This window comes from Bacillus xiapuensis, from assembly GCF_002797355.1.
GTDB classification, from domain to species: domain Bacteria; phylum Bacillota; class Bacilli; order Bacillales; family Domibacillaceae; genus Bacillus_CE; species Bacillus_CE xiapuensis.
Genome location: NZ_KZ454940.1, coordinates 149273 through 167792, shown reverse-complemented (window position 1 = coordinate 167792; position 18520 = coordinate 149273). Strand labels below are relative to the sequence as shown.

The 18520-nt window shown below is 45.4% G+C and carries 19 protein-coding genes and 1 pseudogene; 10 read left to right on the top strand and 10 right to left on the bottom strand.

What is annotated here, in order from left to right:
- Positions 1 to 16: 16 nt before the first annotated feature.
- Both CEF20_RS12465 and CEF20_RS12460 read left to right on the top strand, forming a co-directional pair.
- Positions 17 to 958: a siderophore ABC transporter substrate-binding protein gene (locus CEF20_RS12465; RefSeq protein WP_100332253.1), complete on the top strand. Its 942-nt coding sequence runs from the start codon at positions 17 to 19 to the stop codon at positions 956 to 958.
- A gap of 163 nt (positions 959 to 1121) precedes the next feature.
- Positions 1122 to 1277: a DUF1540 domain-containing protein gene (locus tag CEF20_RS12460; protein WP_100332252.1), complete on the top strand. Its 156-nt coding sequence runs from the start codon at positions 1122 to 1124 to the stop codon at positions 1275 to 1277.
- Positions 1278 to 1372: 95 nt separating this feature from the next.
- Here the strand turns inward: CEF20_RS12460 and CEF20_RS12455 are convergent, their stop codons facing one another.
- From CEF20_RS12455 to CEF20_RS12440, 4 genes are all read right to left on the bottom strand, one after another.
- Entirely contained in the window at positions 1373 to 2806 is a 1434-nt protein-coding gene (locus CEF20_RS12455; protein ID WP_100332251.1) for a HAMP domain-containing sensor histidine kinase, read from the bottom strand.
- Positions 2787 to 3479 carry a response regulator transcription factor gene (locus CEF20_RS12450; RefSeq protein ID WP_100332250.1) on the bottom strand — a complete coding sequence of 231 codons (693 nt, stop codon included), beginning with the start codon at positions 3477 to 3479 and terminating at the stop codon, positions 2787 to 2789. The genes CEF20_RS12455 and CEF20_RS12450 overlap by 20 nt, the downstream gene beginning before the upstream one ends.
- An 82-nt stretch (positions 3480 to 3561) precedes the next feature.
- Complete coding sequence (locus tag CEF20_RS12445) at positions 3562 to 3933, bottom strand: hypothetical protein (RefSeq protein ID WP_100332249.1); 372 nt, start codon at positions 3931 to 3933, stop codon at positions 3562 to 3564.
- 308 nt (positions 3934 to 4241) lie between these two features.
- Positions 4242 to 5693, bottom strand: coding sequence for a catalase (locus CEF20_RS12440; protein ID WP_269799228.1), 1452 nt, complete (start codon positions 5691 to 5693; stop codon positions 4242 to 4244).
- Positions 5694 to 6306: 613 nt separating this feature from the next.
- Here CEF20_RS12440 and nagB point away from each other — a divergent pair.
- Positions 6307 to 7041, top strand: coding sequence for a glucosamine-6-phosphate deaminase (nagB, locus tag CEF20_RS12435; RefSeq protein ID WP_100332248.1), 735 nt, complete (start codon positions 6307 to 6309; stop codon positions 7039 to 7041).
- A gap of 41 nt (positions 7042 to 7082) precedes the next feature.
- Here nagB and CEF20_RS12430 read toward each other — a convergent pair whose 3' ends face one another.
- Entirely contained in the window at positions 7083 to 7688 is a 606-nt protein-coding gene (locus tag CEF20_RS12430) for a nitroreductase family protein (protein WP_100332247.1), read from the bottom strand.
- Between the two features lie 221 nt (positions 7689 to 7909).
- Between CEF20_RS12430 and CEF20_RS12425 the strand changes: the two genes are divergently transcribed.
- Complete coding sequence (locus tag CEF20_RS12425) at positions 7910 to 8248, top strand: winged helix-turn-helix transcriptional regulator (RefSeq protein WP_100332246.1); 339 nt, start codon at positions 7910 to 7912, stop codon at positions 8246 to 8248.
- 51 nt (positions 8249 to 8299) lie between these two features.
- Here CEF20_RS12425 and CEF20_RS17525 read toward each other — a convergent pair whose 3' ends face one another.
- Positions 8300 to 8905, bottom strand: coding sequence for a methyl-accepting chemotaxis protein (locus CEF20_RS17525; protein ID WP_408607824.1), 606 nt, complete (start codon positions 8903 to 8905; stop codon positions 8300 to 8302).
- 168 nt (positions 8906 to 9073) lie between these two features.
- A pseudogene (locus CEF20_RS17520) lies at positions 9074 to 9616 on the bottom strand (protoglobin domain-containing protein); the annotation flags it as partial.
- A 254-nt stretch (positions 9617 to 9870) separates the two neighbouring features.
- Between CEF20_RS17520 and CEF20_RS12415 the strand changes: the two are divergent.
- The gene (locus tag CEF20_RS12415) at positions 9871 to 10272 is read left to right on the top strand and encodes a hypothetical protein (RefSeq protein ID WP_100332244.1); all 402 of its coding nucleotides are present in this window, start codon (positions 9871 to 9873) and stop codon (positions 10270 to 10272) included.
- 73 nt (positions 10273 to 10345) lie between these two features.
- Here CEF20_RS12415 and CEF20_RS12410 read toward each other — a convergent pair whose 3' ends face one another.
- On the bottom strand, positions 10346 to 10660 hold the full coding sequence (locus CEF20_RS12410) for a thioredoxin family protein (protein ID WP_100332243.1): 315 nt from the start codon (positions 10658 to 10660) through the stop codon (positions 10346 to 10348).
- Between the two features lie 144 nt (positions 10661 to 10804).
- On the opposite strand from CEF20_RS12410, the gene CEF20_RS12405 reads away from it, so the two are divergent.
- From CEF20_RS12405 to CEF20_RS12385, 5 genes are all read left to right on the top strand, one after another.
- A complete protein-coding gene (locus CEF20_RS12405) occupies positions 10805 to 11290 on the top strand; it encodes a hypothetical protein (protein WP_100332242.1) in 486 nt (161 codons plus the stop codon).
- 225 nt (positions 11291 to 11515) lie between these two features.
- Positions 11516 to 12685, top strand: a complete 1170-nt coding sequence (locus tag CEF20_RS12400; protein ID WP_100332241.1) for an FtsW/RodA/SpoVE family cell cycle protein — start codon at positions 11516 to 11518, stop codon at positions 12683 to 12685.
- A 377-nt stretch (positions 12686 to 13062) separates the two neighbouring features.
- Entirely contained in the window at positions 13063 to 14166 is a 1104-nt protein-coding gene (locus tag CEF20_RS12395; RefSeq protein WP_100332240.1) for a CdaR family transcriptional regulator, read from the top strand.
- 250 nt (positions 14167 to 14416) lie between these two features.
- Complete coding sequence (gene glcD, locus CEF20_RS12390) at positions 14417 to 15829, top strand: glycolate oxidase subunit GlcD (RefSeq protein WP_100332239.1); 1413 nt, start codon at positions 14417 to 14419, stop codon at positions 15827 to 15829.
- The gene (locus tag CEF20_RS12385; protein ID WP_100332238.1) at positions 15826 to 17157 is read left to right on the top strand and encodes a (Fe-S)-binding protein; all 1332 of its coding nucleotides are present in this window, start codon (positions 15826 to 15828) and stop codon (positions 17155 to 17157) included. The genes glcD and CEF20_RS12385 overlap by 4 nt, the downstream gene beginning before the upstream one ends.
- 101 nt (positions 17158 to 17258) lie before the next feature.
- Here the strand turns inward: CEF20_RS12385 and CEF20_RS12380 are convergent, their stop codons facing one another.
- Together CEF20_RS12380 and CEF20_RS12375 are read right to left on the bottom strand one after the other, a co-directional pair.
- A complete protein-coding gene (locus CEF20_RS12380) occupies positions 17259 to 17894 on the bottom strand; it encodes a FusB/FusC family EF-G-binding protein (RefSeq protein WP_100332237.1) in 636 nt (211 codons plus the stop codon).
- Between the two features lie 265 nt (positions 17895 to 18159).
- A complete protein-coding gene (locus tag CEF20_RS12375; protein ID WP_100332236.1) occupies positions 18160 to 18429 on the bottom strand; it encodes a CD3324 family protein in 270 nt (89 codons plus the stop codon).
- Positions 18430 to 18520 lie beyond the last annotated feature (91 nt).

Sequence of the window (18520 nt, the reverse complement as noted above, 5' to 3'; positions counted from 1 at the left end):
AACGAGGTGTCTAGATATGTGGAAAAAGTTGTCTATGGTTTTTGTCGCCGCTTTATTTCTGCTCGTTGCCGCCGCTTGTAGCTCAGGCGCACAAGACGATCAAGCAAAGAAAAAAGATGAAGAAGAAATAACAGTTAAGCATAAATTTGGAGAAACGCCCGTAAAGAAAAATCCAGAGAAAGTGGTAGTCTTTGACTTCGGATCGCTTGATACTTTGGATAAGCTGGGGGTTGAAGTGGCAGGTCTTCCAAAGCAGATCGTTCCATCGTATTTATCTAAATATAAAGAGGACAAATATGAAAACCTGGGGGCCTTGAAAGAGCCTGATTTCGAAAAAATTCACGCTCTTAAACCGGATCTTATCATCCTTTCAACTCGGCAATCGGATCTCTACGATCAATTCGCTGAAATCGCCCCTACAATTTATTTGGAGCTGGATCCAAACAATTATATGAAATCATTTGAAGAGAACGCGAAGACATTAGGAAAAATCTTCGGCAAAGAAGAGCAAGTGAAGAAAGAGCTGGCGTCTATTCAAGACAGCATCAAGCAGGAGCAGGACAAGGCGTCTAAAACAGATAAAAAAGGTTTGGTAATTTTAGCTAATGACGGCAAAGTGAGCGCCTTCGGCCCGGGTTCCCGCTTTGGTTTCATCCATGATGAACTGGGCATAGCTCCTGCAGATAAAAACATTGAAGTGTCCAGACACGGACAAAGTATTTCCTTTGAATACATCGTGGAGCAAAATCCTGACTACTTATTTGTCATTGACCGGGGAGCGGTTGTTGGCGGCCAATCCTCCGCTAAGCAAGTGGTAGAAAACGAGCTAGTGAAAAATACAAAAGCTTATAAAAATAAAAACGTTGTCTATCTTGATCCGAACTACTGGTACTTATCCAGCGGCGGTTTGCAATCTGTTTCAGAAATGATTAAAGAGGTTGAAAACGGCATAAAATAATGTAAGCGCAGGCTGATCCAAAAGAAAAATGGATCAGCCTTTTTTAGGTAAATCGGCAAAAATGATCATTGGCAGCAGAAATCGCTTCTTCCTGCCGCCGTTTTTTGACAGGAATCAGTCAGAGTGGAAATGGACAGCCTATCAGAAGAGGGGGTGTGATCCATTGGCGAAAGATGTGTTATGTGAAGTGAATAACTGTATGTATTGGGAGCAAGGCAATAAATGTGCGGCGGATGCGATATACGTAGTCAGCCATAAAGGAAAGACAGCATCCACCAGCAAGGAAACGGATTGTCAAACATTTGAAGCAGAAGCATAAAGAAAAGCCATTTCAGCCCCAGAAGGCTGAGATGGCTTTTCTTTTTTGAATCTTGCTTCGCTCCTCTTGTCAGCAGCGCGGGTTCTTTTGGAGTTTTACGAGTCAGCGAGCGGCAATTGGATCACAAAGGTCGTTCCGGCTGGTGAGCTTTCTTTTAATATCAAGTCGCCGCCTAGGGCTCTTGCCAGCAATTTGCTGAACGGAAGTCCCAGGCCGAGCCCGCGCACTTTGAATTTTTTATTATCTCCGCGGTAAAAGCGTTCGAAGACTAATTCCTGTTCCGCTTGCGGTATACCGGTGCCGCTGTCTTTAACAGCAATTTCGAGGCGGCCGTTTTCCTGATCAGACAGCTCAATGGCAATCGTACCCTCTGCATCGAGAGCGTGGTGCGCGTTATTTAATAAATTGATCATAATCTGCTGAAGCCGGATGGAATCTGTATAAATAACCCGCTCCTTCTCCAGAAGCGATAAGCGGACATGGAGATGCTCAAGCTCCTGGCCGATTTTCCATTGGTGGACAATGTCGCGGATCAGCTCATTGACCTCATGCTTTTCAGCGGAAACCGGCAGGGCGTTTGCCGCAAAGGAATTGAATTCCAGTAAATCATTAATCATCTTTTGCATTTTGGCGGTTTCCTTTAACGAAACATCCACAAATTCCTTCGCTTCTTCGCCGGTAACAATGCCGTCTTTTACCGCTTGCAGCAAGCCGCTGATTGAGGTGACCGGCGTTTTTAATTCATGGGTGACGCCAGCCAGCAGCTCAGCTCTTAATGCCTCAAGCTGCTGAAGCTTCTGGGCCATTTCTTTAAAGGAGTGGACGAGATCGTACACTTCTTGCTCTTTCATATGATCGGGGAGACGGATATTGTAATTTCCTTTCTGAACTTGCTTAGCTGCTTCCGCAACCTGGCTGATAGGCTTCGACAGGCGGCGGGATAAGATATAAATAGCAGCCCAGCCCAGCAAGCCGAGCGTGACGATTAATATAGCAAGCAGACGGTACTCCTCCTGGCTGTTCGTCAATTCGCTTTCAGGCTGAAGCATCACGACCCACCCGAAAATGACATCCTCGACTTCAATCGGTTTTTTGATCATCCATATGCGGGAGTCCGACGCGTCATCTGTTGGAAATATTAAAACATCATGCTCTTCTTGAAGCAGGGATTTGCTGAAAGATTGTTTTCCTTCAACCGCGGCCGGCTGGTTGGCTGACAGCACCCGGCCGCGGACATCGGTGATGTAGATCGCCGGCGGCCGCTCCGATTCTAAAAAGCGGTTGCGTTTCTTTAGCGTATTTTTATCAATCGAGGGAGATTCCAAGGAAGGCTCTTGGGTTCCCGCAATCCGGTTGGCTAATTCTTCCGCTATGAATTCCGATATTTCCAAGCGGTTTTGCAGCATCGTATGCTGAAGCCAGGCGACAGAAATGGCGGCCACAACCAATAGGCCTACACAGAGAGTGGCCACATAGCGGGTTGTCCAGTATTTTAATAAGGAAATGCGTTTATCCCTGTTCGTAGACACAGAATTGATACCCCAATCCCCGCAAAGTTTTAATCTCTCCTTCAGCCTTTGGCCAGTCCTTCAGCGACTTTCTAAGCCGTTTAATGGAGAGATCGACCGCGCGATCGCTGCCGTCATAATCCTGTCCCCATACGTGTTCAATCAGCTGTTCCCGCGTAAACGTACGGTTCGGCTGAGAAGAGAGAAAAAGCAGCACTGATAAATCCCGCGGCCTTAACGCAAGCTCAGTTCCCTTCACAGTCACCCTGTGAGCGGAATGATCAATCGTTAAGCTGCCGTAGTTTGTGACAGCGGAGTGATTCTCCTCCTCATGCGACCGCCTCAGTACTGCCCGCACTCGCGCTACAACTTCTTCTCCATTGAAGGGCTTGGCAATGTAATCATCGGCGCCTCCATTTAAACCGGAGAGACGGTAATGGATGTCACCGAGCGCTGTAAGCATAATAACCGGGCAAGAGCTTGTCTCCCTGATTGTCTTAAGTACCGTCCATCCGTCCGCTTTAGGCATCATCACGTCCAGCAAAACGAGTGCTGGATGAGCCTCCCGAAATTGCTTGATGGCCGTTTGGCCGTCAAACGCCTGCACGACTTGAAAGTCCGCTTTTTGCAAATATGCCTTTAAGACCTGGCTGATAGCAGGCTCGTCTTCCGCGATTAATATAGTAGCTGACATCCGTCTCACCTCTTTTTCTTTTCATTATACGATATTGAACAGAAAGAAGCTGTCCAATCGACAGCTTCAGGTTCGCTTTCATTTACTGCTTTGTTTGAATTTGCTGTTCAGCTTGCCGGACTTCTTCAGCCAATAGGCGGAAATCTTTATTCGCCGTATTGATTCCATAGGTTTGAGCACGCAGTTTCATTTTCGTTTCCCGCACTTCTTTCGCTACGGTCTCAAAATCTTTGCCTTGCTGGGAAATGCCTAGCGCTTTAGCTTGTTCGCCAATAATATCGGAAAAATCTCTAATTTTCTTTATTTGTAATCGTTCCTTATATTTCATAGAAGAAGCCTCAGTCTTTGTTGATTCCGCAGCCGGTCCTTCTGCGGCTACATAAGTATGGGCTGATCCGAGAATGCTGATGGAAAGGGCACCGCTCATCACATAAGACATCGTTCTTTTCTTCATAATTAACTATTCCTCCTATATCAAATAGACAGAAATGATGGGCTTTAATGAGTTGCTATACGTATAATGTAAAGGAGGAATGTGTCAGCAGAATGTCAAACAAGAAAAAATGGTGAAATAGTCAAAATTATATCTTTCCCTGCTGTAAGGTGCACTAAGATTTTTGCATTAAGAATGAATCAAGGAAGCAAAGGCTAAGGGAAAAGCACGGCATCCAAATGCATGATTCAGGCTGCAGCAGGACATTGTGGTTTCAGCCTTTATATATTTTAAGCCGGAGCAGAGAGAAGCTTCTCTCTGCTGGCATTTTAATGGAGGTATGGAGTAATATCGACATTCGCTTTCTTAGCCAGTGCGCGGCCAAGTCCGGCATCTGCACGGTACAAATTGGCAATCGCCCGCGCTACTATGGTCCGGTCTGTAATGGATTGAAAATCATTGAGAATATTTTTTTGCACCGCTTGTTTCGTTGTTTGATCGTAGCTGCGGTAAATGCGGCCTGCTTGACCGAAGTGGCTGTTTTTCTCAATTGGCTGCCGTCTGGCCATCCCCTCTAGCGGCTGCGGCGGCTCTGGGTTATGATTCGCTTCTGCTGGTGTATTCTCCATGCTGTTTGGCTCGTAATTAATCCGGCTTTTTTGCTGCTTTATCGGCATATAGCCGTCCCGCTGGTAATTATGCACCTCTTTTTTAGGAGAATTAATATCCAGCTGCACATAATTTGGTCCTAACCGGTGGCGCTGGGTGTCTGAATAAGAGAAGAGGCGCCCCTGCAGTAATTTGTCTTCGGAAGGAAGCATGCCCGGGACGAGAACGCCAGGATTAAAGCCGACGGACTCCGTTTCAGAAAAGAAGTCTTGCGGATTTTGATTCAAGGTCATCGTTCCGACCAGTTCCCATGGAATATCTTCTTCCAGCCAATCCTTTGTGGCATCGAGGGGATCAAAGTCAAAGGCGTCCATGTCAGCTGGATCGAGCACTTGAACGAATAAATCCCACTCTGGATAGTCGCCGCTTTCAATCGCTTGATATAAATCGCGAGTGGCGTGATTGAAATCTTCCCTTTGAATATCGGCCGCTTCTTTTATCGACAGATTTTTAATCCCTTGCTTTGGCTGCCAGCGCAATTTCACATATACCGTCTTGCCTGCCGCATTATACCACTTGAAAGCATGAACGCTTGACCCCCTCATATGACGGTAATTGGCTGGAATCCCTTCATCCGTATACAGGTGAATCAGCATGTTGGTCGTCTCGGGTGAAAGCGAGATAAAGTCCCAAGAGCGGGAGGGATCTTGAATATTGGTTGCTGGATCAGGCTTCAGTGAATGAATGATATCAGGAAATTTAATGGCGTCACGGATGAAAAAGACGGGCAAATTGTTTCCGACGAAATCATAGTTTCCTTCTTCCGTATAAAATTTAACGGCAAACCCTCGGGGATCACGAACGGTTTCTGGAGAATGCTTGCCGTGAATGACAGTAGAAAAACGGGCAAAAACAGGAGTCGTTTGTCCTGCTTCTTGTAAAAAGTCAGCACATGTGTATTTCTTCATGCTGTTCTTTACAACGAAAACACCATGAGCACCTGCTCCTCGGGCGTGGACGACACGCTCCGGTATGCGTTCGCGGTCGAAATGGGCCAGTTTCTCAATTAACTGATAATCTTCCAGTAAAGCAGGCCCTCTTCGGCCGGCGGTTTTAGTATTTTGATTATCATAAACGGGGGTTCCTTGATTGGTCGTCATTCGGTTTTTCATTATAATCACTCCTTAATTAGAATAATTATAATTTAATATTAAATATTGAATAAGTCAATATTTATTTTTTTTGCTTATAAGATGCTGCAAAGTTTCTGCATTTTTTGGCGGTTATTATGTGGGAAAAATTAGATAAATAGTCTAATTTCTTGGAAGTTGATTTGTTTTGTAGTATGATGGAGCTGTCAGAAAAGCAAGAGAAACTATTTGAAAACCGAGGTTGAAAATGATGGGGCAAGAACAGAAACAGTTATTGTTACTCATGCAAGAGGCCTATGAAGCAGCACAGAGGGATGACAGTAAAGTAGAGCATGTCATGCACGTTATTAAAGAAAGATTGCAAGAAATGTACAGTATACAAGTACATAATAGATAAGGAAAAGGCTAATGGGCCGCATCAGAATGTAGACAAAGTCAAGAATGGCTTTGTCTACATTTCTTTTAGAGGCTTGTTTCTTGGCCTGACCTAAGATATCGGTTCATAACGGGGCGTTAATAGGCTGTTTTTCATCTGTTTAAGGGGGAATCGTGCTATTTTTGGAATTTGATTGTAAAATAGAGAAGGGAAGACTATCATAAAAAATTTGAACATATAATAAGAGGAGAGAATGTCGTGAGAGTCATAAGTGTAAAGGATCCTCAAGAAATGAGTGAACAGGCGGCACGATTGATTATGGACCGATTAAGGCAGAAGCCGAAGCTGGTGCTTGGCTTGGCGACAGGGGGGACCCCGGAAGGCACCTATCAAAAATTAATTGAGAATCACCGGACGGAAGGGATGTCTTATCGGCAGGTGACCACTTTCAATTTAGATGAATATGTTGGCATTCCCAAAATGCATCCCAACAATTATTTTTATTATATGAAGCACCGTCTGTTTGATCATATCGATCTTCCTCCGGAAAAAGCGTATTTGCCGAATGGCGAAGCGGAGGACTTGCAGACGGAGTGCGCGAGATATGAACATCTGTTGAAGAAGGCGGGCGGTATAGATGTACAATTGCTCGGGATCGGTGTGAATGGTCATATTGGCTTCAATGAGCCGGGTACTTCTTTTGAATCCCTTACCCATGTAGTGGAGCTGGATGAATCGACCAGGAAAGCGAATGCCCGTTTCTTCTCCAGTATAGAGGAGGTGCCGCACCAAGCTATTACAATGGGGATTCAAACGATTATGTGCGCCCGTGAAATCGTGCTGCTGGCGGCGGGGGAAGCGAAAGCTGAGGCGATGACCCGGCTCTTATCTGGCAGCGTAACCGAACAATTCCCGGCATCAGTGTTAAACCATCACCCGCATGTAACCGTGATTGCGGATGAGGCGGCTTTAAAGCGAACAGGCAATAGATAGACGAAAGACCAGCTCGCAAGAAGGAGCTGGTCTTTCCTCGGTTATTTATATACTTTCACGCGTTCATCCAATGGCTGGAACTCTTTGTCGCCAGCGGGAGCGGCTGGTTTGCCGAACGGCATTTGAGCGATGAGCGTCCAATTCTCTGGCACCTGCCATTGCTCGCGGACTTTATCGTCGATTAAAGGATTGTAATGCTGCAATGTGGCGCCGAACCCTTCTTGTTCAAGTGCGGTCCACACGATGTATTGCAACATTCCTGAGGATTGCTGGGACCAGCGCGGAAAGTTATCAGCATAAAGCGGAAATTGCTCCTGCAAGCCTTGAACAACCTTCTCGTCTTCAAAGAAAAGCACAGTGCCGCAGCCTGCTTTAAACATATTCAATTTTTCTTCCGTTGAGCTGAATTTATCTTCCGGCACGACAGCTTTTAATGTTTCCTTCGTTAAATCCCATAATTGGTCATGATTTGTTCCCAGTAAGACGATTGCGCGGCCGCTTTGAGAATTGAAGGCCGTCGGCGCGTGTTTGACGGCAAATTCTACGACTTCTTGAATCCGTTCATCTGAAACAGGCTGTTCTTTGCTTATCGCATAAATCGAACGTCTTTCTTCCACTGCTTTGTAGAAATCTTTTGTGTTTGTCATCTGTACATTCCCTCTTTCCTATTCAATCTTCCGCTTGGTTCTTCTCTAAAAGTATGCACGTGCTTGCCGGCTATTAAACTTAATATTACTTATTTGTTACCTTTCGTAACTTAATTTAAAATAAAAATAATGAGATGTCAAGTAACTAAGTTTAAAAAAGTGTAAAGATTTCTTTTTCGTGAAAAAAAGCGATATAATAAGACGATAAAGAGGTGAGAGACATGAAAGAGGCTCAACTTTGCCCCAAGTTTGAAAAGGCTATGCAGATGCTGGGGAAGCGATGGACAGGTTTGATTATTAATCAGCTGCTGGCAGGTCCGCAGCGGTTTTCACAGATAAAAGCAGGGCTGCCGATCAGCAGCAAATTATTAACGGAACGATTAAAGGAAATGGAGGAAGAGGGCTTAGCGACCCGTAAAGTATACGCTGAGGTGCCCGTCCGGGTGGAATACCAATTGACAGAAAAAGGGCTGGCTCTTCAGCCGATTGTGAAAGAAATTGAGAAATGGGCGCATCAATGGATTGTGATTGAAGAGGATCCAGCTGCCGATACGGACTGACAGGATGATAGACAAAGCGGGGATGACTTAATAAGTCATCCCCGCTTACGATCAGCGTTCCAATTGTAAATATTCTTCTGTCGAGTCGTTTAACAAAACGGCGGAATTAGCGACTTCTTCGGATGCTTCCTCGATCTCGGTAATAATATGAGAAAGTTTTTGCAGCTGATTTTCAATTTCTTGATTTTTCCTCTTCGTTTGAGCGATTAGCTCAAGCAGCTGATCAAAATCTTCATCGGTTTTGTTCATGCTGCCAATACCTTTATCGACAAGATCATTAACGGTTTCCACCGCTTGGCTGACTTGACTGATCAATGCATTCGTCTTCAGAATGTGATCGGATACGCTAGCTGTCGATTCCTTTGTTTGGTCGGATAATTTGCGGATTTCTTCCGCGACAACAGCGAAGCCCTTGCCGTATTCTCCTGCACGGGCAGCTTCAATTGAAGCGTTTAACGCCAGCAGGTTGGTCTGGCCGGCAATGTTGCCGACAATCGTAATGACATCGGTAATACTTGAAGCTATGTCATTTAGTTCTGTTGAGAATGCTTGGATATCCGTGACAGCTCCTTTAATCACTGAGAGCTTGTGGCCCTGTTCCTTCAGCTGCTCTTGCCCGGCAGTTGAATGTTTGGATGATTCCTCGGCCAAGGACATGCCTTCTTTTGACAGCTGCAGAATAGAGCCGGATTGCTCGCCCAGTTCCTTTAAAGAGGCATTTGTCTGTTCCGAAATGGCGGCCAGCTCTTGAGAGATAGCATATACTCTGGATGTGAGCTCTTCCTTTTGCTTGGCTTCAGCAGATCGGATTCGCTGACTCTCTTGTTCATATGCTTCAAGAACCAGCTGCTGTTCCAGATTTAAGAGCTTAGTAATGGCGCCCACGGCGGTCAGCTTTTGCTCCGCATCTCCTTGCTGCTTGGCAATCAAGGCAATTAACGAATTTAGGAGCTCTTGGAAAGCGGACATATACCATTTCGTTTTTAAGCCGACGCGCACATGAACGCGCGCGATTTGAATTCGTTTTTGAACGAATTCTTCATCCACCTTTCCTTCAAACAGTTCTTCCACGTGAATTTGCAAAGTCTTTTTCAATCGGTCGACACTGCTGTTCTTTTCGATGATTGCCAATAAGCCGGTTTGCCTAGTAATGGCTGAATAGAACCGGTCAACAATCGTATGTATCGAAGCTTTCACGAGCGGATATAAAGATTTGACCGCTTTTAAATCGTCTATCGTTAGATCAATCATTTTCACCTGCTCAGCGAGCTCCGTACCCGGCTGAACAGAGAGTTTGGCCTGATGATTGGCTGAAAATAATAATGGCTCATTTTCGGTATGTGTTTCTTTGGATTTAAATAATTTCACTTATCCCACCCCAATATACCTATCTTAATATCTATGTTTATTACCTCAGTGTACCCTATTTAGTCATGGTGCGCTATGGATAATTTATTGATTTTATCTGCGTCTTTTTTATTACCAAGGCGTTTTAAATCGGTTCACATGGGGAAAAATAGGATATACTCGCTTGTAAATAAATAATCGATTCATGCGTCTTTCTTGGCCGCTCAGTGCATACATTATATAAACCTGACAACAAGCGCAAAGGGAGTGAGGCAATGAAAGTGAGCGAATGGATGAATCACCCTGTTCTTTTGTGTGTAACCGGCATTTTCTTTCTATCTTCCTTTCTGACAATCTTCTATATCAGCTGGATGTTAGTGGGAGTGGCTGCAGCGGGAGGCGCAGGCTTCTTTCTTTATATTTCAGCTGTCTACCGTTTCCTATTGCATAAAGGACTCCCTCGTCACAGACGAAGAGAGGATGATCTTTTTCTGTCTGTTTGGTATGCATGGCCGGTGTATATTCTTATCGGTATCGCTGTTTTCTTTCTTGCGGGGGAACTGTGGACGCTTGCCTATAGTGCCGGAGGAGCCGGCGGCATTCTTGTCAGCGAAGCTATTTACTCTCGTAAAGTGGCTGAAGCGGAGGAACAATCTTATCATCCGCGGGCTCAATAAGGGGAACCTTCAAACAATGGCGGTTTTTGACTAAACGACCGCACGAAGCGATCGTTTAGTCTGGCATGTTCGCTTAAAGGGATTGTAAAAAATCTCGGACCTGCTCGGGAGTTTTCGCATGCGCGCTGTGCAGATGAGCGGTTTTTTTCCCATTCTGAAAGATCAGCAGGCTGGGGATGCCCATTACATCATATCGGTCAGCCAGCTCCGGAAAGTCATCCCGGTTGATTTCATGCCAGGTATACTGACTATATTCCGCGATTATTTCGCCGATGAACATATCCATGCGCCGACAATCGGGACACCAGTTCGCTGAGAATTTAATAATCACAGGATGATCTTGGGAAATGAGCTGCTGAAACTGTTCTTCACTGTTGATGATCTTCATATTGTTTCCTCCTAACATAGCGTATGTCTTTTTATTGTAACGGGGGATCTTTACAGGCACAACGAAAAGGTTTCATTTATGTTAAGCTTTCGTTAATATGCTGAAATGAGCTGTTTCGTTTTTTATAATGGAGGCAAGCCTAGAATGGGAAGGGGAACAGCGATGCATTTGGCTTACGGGATAACCGGCTTTTATGAGGCTGGCGATCAGCCGCTGCCGCGCAATGCCGGCAAGCTGTTTAAGAAAATGTGCTGGGAAGCGGCAAGAACCATCGGGGCGGATGTCCTGATGTTTCAAAAACCGGGACACCGTACGAATTTTTTTCATGTGCTGCTTGATAATGGCAGGAAGCGAATACATATTTTATTGAACGCTCATTATCCGCTGATTGCCTTTGCGGCTTCGGTGGAATTCGGACATATAACCTTCTATGATGAACCGGCTCTCAGCGAGTCATTTAAAGGCTTTTATCTATGTGAAGCGAAGGAACTGAATCAGCTGCTCCGCATCCAAAGCCATCCGGAGTTTGCCCTTTTGCATCATCATGATCTAAACAAGGCGGAGCTGAGTCAAATCATGTATTGGAAGCCGAACACTGTTGGAGAAGTCGTCTTCAATTTCTGGGATTGACTCAGTGTCTTTGCGCCAGCTTTAAAAACCGCCAGCTCAAAAAGTGAAGCTTCGTTTAGTGATTTTCTCATTTTTTGGGTAACAGAGAGAAAGGTTGATATGAAAAGGATAGCGATGTCATCCATCGGGAGAAGGATCTTTTTATTGGACGTTTGACAGTTGTTAATTTACGCAATAAAGTTATAATGTAATAGGCGTAATTTAATTAGAAAGAGGAATCGTTCGATGACTTCTCCAAACCAAAGATCCAGCCGTATTGATTACGGATTGATATTGATATTACTGATGCTTTTTGTGACAAGCTGTGTGGCGATTTACAGTGCGCAGACGACGGGACAGTATGGCAGTAACTTCGTGCTGAAGCAAATGGTGTATTATTTAATCGGGGTTGCCATTATTTTCATCGTGGTCCGTTTTGACTCCGATCAGATGATGGGGATGTCTTGGTATTTATATGGCCTGGGACTGTTGCTCTTAAGTGCATTAATCGTAGCCCCTGCAAGCATCGCACCCACCATTAACGGGGCGAAAAGCTGGTTTGTATTGGGGGGGCAGTCGCTTCAGCCATCGGAATTTGTGAAGGTGTTCTTAATCTTAACGCTATCGAGGATTATTGTCATGCACCATCAGAAAACCCCAGTCAAAACAATTCGGACGGATTTTTGGCTGATGGTGAAGCTGGGCGCGGTCACGCTTGCTCCGCTTCTGCTGGTGATGAAGCAGCCCGACCTTGGTACGTCTCTTGTGTTTATTTCGATTTTAGTAGGAATGATTTTTGTAGCCGGGATTACGTGGCGGATTCTAATACCGCTGTTTAGCTCGGCGATCGCGCTGATTGCAGGGATTATGTATCTCGTCATTTGGCATCCTGCCATTCTTGAAAAGTATTTAGGCGTTAAGCAATACCAGTTCGGGCGCATTTACTCGTGGCTCGATCCATACACGTATGAAAGCTCGACCGGATTTCATTTAACGAGATCCCTATTAGCCATCGGTTCTGGACAAACGCTGGGAAAAGGCTTCGGCACGCGCGAGGTCTATCTTCCTGAGAGCCATACCGATTTTATCTTCAGTATTATCGGGGAAGAATTTGGCTTTATTGGCGCTAGTATTGTCGTAAGTTTATTCTTTCTGCTAATCTATCATATTACGAAAGTGGCGCTGAATACGAGAATCCCCTATTACTCTTATTTATGTGCGGGAGTGATCGCCATGATCACTTTCCACGTATTCGAGAATGTCGGCATGACGATCGGTGTCTTACCTATCACGGGGATTCCGCTGCCGTTTATTAGCTACGGCGGCAGCTCGCTGATGGGGAATATGTTCGCCATCAGTCTGATTTTCGCGATTACTTATAACGAGCGGCGCTATATGTTCTCATCGGAACGATAAATGAAAAAGATCTCTGTGCGGGAAGCAGAGATCTTTTTTTTTAGGATTTTTCGCGCCAATTGTGGCCGATGAGCGAGTCGGATATAATAAGATACAGGAAGGCTAAAGGGGTTTTGCCCATCTCACTTGCTTGCTACTGAGCGGATGTTCTATTCGAGTTTTTGCTTGGGCTTTGGCGCAGGCTGCCGAGTGTTTTCAAGTTCGTTTTTTATAAAGAACGCAGTCTGTATCTAAGGGTTTCTCAACCGGCGGGCAGATGAAAGAGAGAGAATCATTGCCCTTCGTTTGACTCAAGAAGTTTCCGCCGATGGCTTGAAATCTGATACAATGCTTGTGCGCCGGCAGAACCATACAGGCGACTATTATAAAAGTGTACGATGAAAAAAGCGTGGTGTTATAGGATGATCGAGCCGCAGCTGGCCCAAAAGATTATCTATGAGGTCCGGAAGCTGTTAGACGAAGAAATTATTGTAGCAAATACTGAAGGATTAATTATTGCCAGCACCGACCGTTCGCGGATCGGCTGTTTTCATGAAGGGGCATTTCTAGCAAGTCAGACGAGGGAAAAGCGAATTATTACGAAAGAAGACGAAGCATACTGGGCCGGCGTGAGAGCCGGCGTTAACCTGCCGATCATGTTTCATGGGGAAGTAGTAGGCATCATCGGCATCACCGGCTCACCGGAGAAAGTTTCGAGATACGGAGAGCTGCTGCGGAGAATGACTGAGCTGTTTATCCAGGAGAATTACTATCATGAAGAAGAAAAGTGGCATGACCGCTCTCTGGAAGCTTTCGTCCTTGAGTGGCTGGAGAAAAACGAATGGGATGATGACTTCACCAACCGAGCGAAGGTGTTAAATATAGATCTTTCGAAGGATAGGCAAGCGATGCTGATTCATTATCCGGTCTCGATATTATTCGGACCGATTTGGCATCAATTCTCCGCATCGGTGCGCGGCGATTCAAACACGGTCGTGATCCGTTGGGGAAATGATCTTCTGTTGGTGCTGTGGGAGGGCACGCGAAGATCCGCTAATGTCGAACAATGGAAAGCGATGCTAGAAAAGCAGCTGGATGGGCCCGTGGCGATAGGCATCGGCTCTCTGCAGCCGGCTCATCGTGTTAAAGTCTCATTTCAGCAGGCAAAACGGGCATTGAAAGTGGCTTTGCCAAAGTCACAAATTGTTTACGACGAGCAATTGACCCTCGATTTAATCTTAAATGATGTTCAGCCGGAAACGAAACACACATTCATCGAACGAACCATCGCTCCTATTCTGGAGGATAGGGAACTGATGGACACCCTTTCCGCTTTATTTAAGCATAATTTTTCTTATAAAAAAGCGGCTGAATTTCTTCCTGTTCACATCAATACTCTTCACTACCGCTTGAAAAAAATCGAGGACGTTACCGGATTAAATCCGAAAATATTAGAGGATCAAATCCAGCTGTATATCGCTTGGAGATTATACCATCCATGAAAAAGGCCGCAAAAAGATCGTGTCGAACCGTTGGGTATGAGCCTAAGCGATCGGATATGACAGCAACCTCCGCCATAATTGATCACTTCAAAAAGAAAAAACGCTTTCTTTTTTGAAGAAAATGTGTATTTTTGTGCTTTTGTATAAAAAGACAGGCGAATCGCCTGTCTTTTTTATATGTTTCGCCATAGAGTTTGTTCACAAAATTGACTTATACTGAAAGAAATTCTGGTGAGAGGGGTTAAAATTTATGTTTTCTCAAGAAGTAAAGGAAAAGTTAGCGGCCATTGTTGGTCCTGAAAATGTGGACGACTCGAAGGCAGGGCGGCTCGTATATTCCTATGACGCAACACCGAATTTTCAATCATTGCCGGATGCGGTTGTTTCGCCGCGCAATACACAAGAGGTAGCCGAGATTGTAAAGGTTTGCAGCAAGCATAAAATCCCGCTTGTTGCTCGAGGCTCCGGCACCAATCTGTGCGCGGGAACTTGTCCGACACAAGGCGGCATTGTTCTGCTTTTTAAACATATGAATCAAATTTTGGAGATTGATGAAGAAAACTTAACAGTGACAGTACAGCCGGGAGTTATTACATTGGATATGATTCAGGCGGTGGAGAAGAAGGGCTTATTCTATCCGCCGGATCCGAGCTCGATGAAAATTTCAACCATTGCGGGCAATATCAATGAAAACTCAGGCGGTCTGCGCGGGTTAAAATACGGCGTTACCCGTGATTATGTACTGGCGCTTGAGGTTGTGCTGCCGAATGGAGAAATTATCTGGACAGGCGGCAAGCTGGCAAAGGATGTGGCTGGTTATGATTTGACCCGGCTATTTGTCGGCTCAGAAGGAACGCTCGGCGTAATTACTGAAGCTACATTGAAATTAATTCCGATGCCGGAAACCAAAAAGACGATGCTTGCTTTGTATCAAGACTTAGAAGCAGCCGCTCGTTCAGTTTCTAAAATTATTGCCAATAAAATTATTCCGACCACGCTTGAATTTTTAGATCAGCCAACTTTAAAAGTAGTGGAAGATTTCGCGAAGATCGGTCTGCCGACTGATGTGCAAGCGGTCCTTTTAATTGAGCAGGATGGCCCGGAAGAAGTGGTCAAGCGCGATATGAAAAAGATGGCGGACGTTTGCCGGGCAGAAGGCGCTGTTTCGGTTGAAGTAGCTGAGACAGAAGAAGAAGCAAATGCTCTTCGAACAGCACGCCGTTCCGCGTTATCAGCATTGGCGCGCTTAAAACCGACGACCATTTTAGAGGATGCGACAGTCCCGCGCTCTGAAATCGCTGCAATGGTTAAAGCCATTAACGAAATCGCCAAGAAGCATCAAGTGAACATTTGTACATTTGGCCATGCCGGTGACGGTAATTTGCATCCGACTTGTTTAACGGATGCCCGTAATAAAGAAGAGATGGAACGAGTGGAAGAAGCCTTCTCTGAAATCTTTGCTCATGCGATTTCCTTGGGGGGAACAATCACCGGGGAGCATGGCGTCGGTGTCATGAAAGCACCTTATTTAGAATGGAAGCTTGGGCCAGCCGGCATTGCTGCTATGAAATCTATTAAGCAAGCATTTGATCCGAATAATATTATGAACCCTGGTAAAGTATTCGCGAAAGAAAGCCGTAAAAGAGTGGTGGTTACGAAATGACAACGGTACAAGAACGTCAAACGATTCAAACAGAATTTCAATCCAAGATGAATGAAGATGAGTTGCTCAACTGTATGCGCTGCGGCTTCTGCCTGCCTTCCTGTCCGACTTATATCGAATCAGGCTATAAGGAAAGCCATTCTCCGCGGGGGAGAATTGCCTTGATGAAAGCCGTCGTTGACGGGCTTATTGAACCGGATGAGGACGTGGAGCGTTCACTGGAGCTTTGTCTTGGCTGCCGCGCCTGTGAGCCGGTCTGCCCTTCTGGCGTGAAATATGGCCATTTACTGGAGGATGCGCGCAATATCATTCAGCAGAATAAGAAGCAGTCCGCTTCAGTGCGGGCTCTGCGCAACATCGTATTTAAAGGGCTTTTCCCTCATCAGGATAGAATGATCACAGTGACGAGCTTACTAGGACTGTATCAGCGCAGCGGTCTGCAAAAGACTGTGAGAAAAGTAGGCTTTATGAAGCTGTTCCCTGAAAATCTGCGGATGATGGAGCGGGTGCTTCCAGCTGTGCCGAAGAAGCGGGAAATGAAGAATCGTCCAAGAGAGCTGAAGGCGGAAGGAAAGCAAGCGGTTGCCACTGTGGCCTTTTTCTCCGGCTGTTTAATGGATACGATGTTTATGGAAACGAATAATGCGACAATGAAGCTTTTGCAAAAAGCCGGCTGCAATATTACTGTTCCTAAAACGCAAGCCTGCTGCGGCGCGCTTCACGGCCACAGCGGTGAGAAAGAAGGCGCAAAAGAATTGGCAAGACGGAATATCGCCGCTTTTGAAGCGTGTGAAGCCGACTACATTATTACAAACGCTGGCGGCTGCGGGGCTTTCTTAATTGATTATGATCATTTATTGAAGGATGATCCGGTGTGGGCTGACCGAGCGAAAGCGTTTGTTGCCAAAATCAAAGACATTACGCAAATCTTGTATGAGCTGGATTTTCATAAAAAGGTGACTTTAAAGCTGAAGCGTCCGGAAGTGGTGACTTATCAGGATTCTTGCCACTTGCGAAATGTGATGCATACGCATGCAGCTCCGCGCGCCTTGTTGCACGCGATTGACGGAGCGGCTTTCAGAGAAATGGAAGGCGCTGACCGCTGCTGCGGCTCTGCGGGTATTTACAACATCGTGGAATCTGAAATGTCGATGCAAATCCTTGATCACAAAATGGAAAAAGCAAAAGAGACTCAAGCGCACACAATCGTCACTGCGAATCCTGGCTGTCTGCTGCAAATGAAGCTCGGCATCGAGCGCGAGGATCTAAGCGACAAAGTCCGCGCGGTGCATATTGTCGATTTATTGGTTGAAGCGATTGATTCATAAGAAAAAGTCGATTTAAAGACTGGAGAATTGTTGTTTAGGCGGCAAAAACGGTATAAACGGCTAATATATTATCAAAAGAAGAAGGGGATGCCCTTCTTCTTTTATTTGCTTCTTTCGATAAATTCATGCAACTTGTCCAGTGAGCGAATGTTATGGTTGCATGTTTGCGGATTTTGGCAAATATAATTGCCCCGCCGAATATAAGTGCCCTTGTCGGCTCCTTTTACAGCTGAAATGAATAAGCCGACTTCCTCGTACTGATGGCAAATTGCACAAATGCTCTTTTGCTGGGCGGGATTAAAGGTGCCCTGCAGCCCGATTAACTTATTTCCGTAGGAAGCGATGAGGAATTTTTTGTTTGCCCCGATATCCTCCCAGCTTAAATAGGAAATCTCTCTCCACTCCACCTCTTTTAAAAATGCGGTTTTGAGCTTTTTAACTTTCGGAAATAGCTTCTTTAGTGATTGTTCGGTTACTTGCTTGAAGGGGATGACATATTGCTTCAATTCTGCCAGTGCCGCTTCGGCATCCGCCTTTTCTTGTATGGAAACAATCGGAGAAAGGATTTGGTGCTGCTCCTCTGTTCTGTTTGGAAACAAGCCGAATATCCTCTCTTTAGCCAATGATTGCAATGCTTGAAGAACGGCCGGATCGTTGACGCTCGCATGTCCATTGACCAGATTGGCCGCCTGGGAGGCAATAAAATTATATTGGTCATTACGGATAAACGGTTCCATCTTCTCACTCCTTCTGATAGGTTCTCTTTATTGTAAAAGAAGGCACGTGAGAAGAAAAGGGAGAGAATGAATCAGAAAAAAACACGCCATAGAAGAGTTTGTCTGGCTATGGCCATGAAAGCGCCGGCCGGAGACTGCGACTAAAAAGGGGTGTTTCATGAAGTAAACGCATAAGAAATTGCTGCTTATGCTGCGGGCTTCTAACAGGGCTTGAAAAAAAGCCGGACAGCAGCGCAGCAGGCATGTGTCCGGCTTGTGGTGATCGTTACTTTTTCGCTGAATAAACGATTTTCTTAATCGTTTCAGCAGAGAGAAAATAGTCTTCAGCTAATTGTTCCAGCGTTCGGCCGTTTTCAAAAGCCTGCCGGATCGATGCATTTCTGGCATCAAACTGCTGTCTGCTGCCGGAGCGGGTGCCCCACTTTTGGCGGGCCGCTTTGGGCTTAGGAATATAAATGGCCTCTCCTTGAACATACTTTTGGATTTCTATAATCAGCTGTTCTGGTAAAACAGCGTTCGCTTTAACATAGGACATTTAGCTCAGCTCCTTATTTATTCATAATTAAATAAGGTGCAAAGCTCAATAGAACGGGCGATAAGGAATTAAATGAGTGTCCGCCTCATGC

Excerpts from the sequence above, each read along its gene's own strand:
- CEF20_RS12465 (WP_100332253.1), top strand. The coding sequence starts at position 17 with ATGTGGAAAAAGTTGTCTATGGTTTTTGTCGCCGCTTTATTTCTGCTC.
- CEF20_RS12450 (WP_100332250.1), bottom strand. The coding sequence starts at position 3,479 with ATGTCAGCTACTATATTAATCGCGGAAGACGAGCCTGCTATCAGCCAG.
- CEF20_RS12445 (WP_100332249.1), bottom strand. The coding sequence starts at position 3,933 with ATGAAGAAAAGAACGATGTCTTATGTGATGAGCGGTGCCCTTTCCATC.
- CEF20_RS12440 (WP_269799228.1), bottom strand. The coding sequence starts at position 5,693 with ATGAAAAACCGAATGACGACCAATCAAGGAACCCCCGTTTATGATAAT.
- CEF20_RS12430 (WP_100332247.1), bottom strand. The coding sequence starts at position 7,688 with ATGACAAACACAAAAGATTTCTACAAAGCAGTGGAAGAAAGACGTTCG.
- CEF20_RS12425 (WP_100332246.1), top strand. The coding sequence starts at position 7,910 with ATGAAAGAGGCTCAACTTTGCCCCAAGTTTGAAAAGGCTATGCAGATG.
- CEF20_RS17525 (WP_408607824.1), bottom strand. The coding sequence starts at position 8,905 with ATGTCCTTGGCCGAGGAATCATCCAAACATTCAACTGCCGGGCAAGAG.
- CEF20_RS12415 (WP_100332244.1), top strand. The coding sequence starts at position 9,871 with ATGAAAGTGAGCGAATGGATGAATCACCCTGTTCTTTTGTGTGTAACC.
- CEF20_RS12410 (WP_100332243.1), bottom strand. The coding sequence starts at position 10,660 with ATGAAGATCATCAACAGTGAAGAACAGTTTCAGCAGCTCATTTCCCAA.
- CEF20_RS12405 (WP_100332242.1), top strand. The coding sequence starts at position 10,805 with ATGGGAAGGGGAACAGCGATGCATTTGGCTTACGGGATAACCGGCTTT.
- CEF20_RS12400 (WP_100332241.1), top strand. The coding sequence starts at position 11,516 with ATGACTTCTCCAAACCAAAGATCCAGCCGTATTGATTACGGATTGATA.
- CEF20_RS12395 (WP_100332240.1), top strand. The coding sequence starts at position 13,063 with ATGAAAAAAGCGTGGTGTTATAGGATGATCGAGCCGCAGCTGGCCCAA.
- glcD (WP_100332239.1), top strand. The coding sequence starts at position 14,417 with ATGTTTTCTCAAGAAGTAAAGGAAAAGTTAGCGGCCATTGTTGGTCCT.
- CEF20_RS12385 (WP_100332238.1), top strand. The coding sequence starts at position 15,826 with ATGACAACGGTACAAGAACGTCAAACGATTCAAACAGAATTTCAATCC.
- CEF20_RS12380 (WP_100332237.1), bottom strand. The coding sequence starts at position 17,894 with ATGGAACCGTTTATCCGTAATGACCAATATAATTTTATTGCCTCCCAG.
- CEF20_RS12375 (WP_100332236.1), bottom strand. The coding sequence starts at position 18,429 with ATGTCCTATGTTAAAGCGAACGCTGTTTTACCAGAACAGCTGATTATA.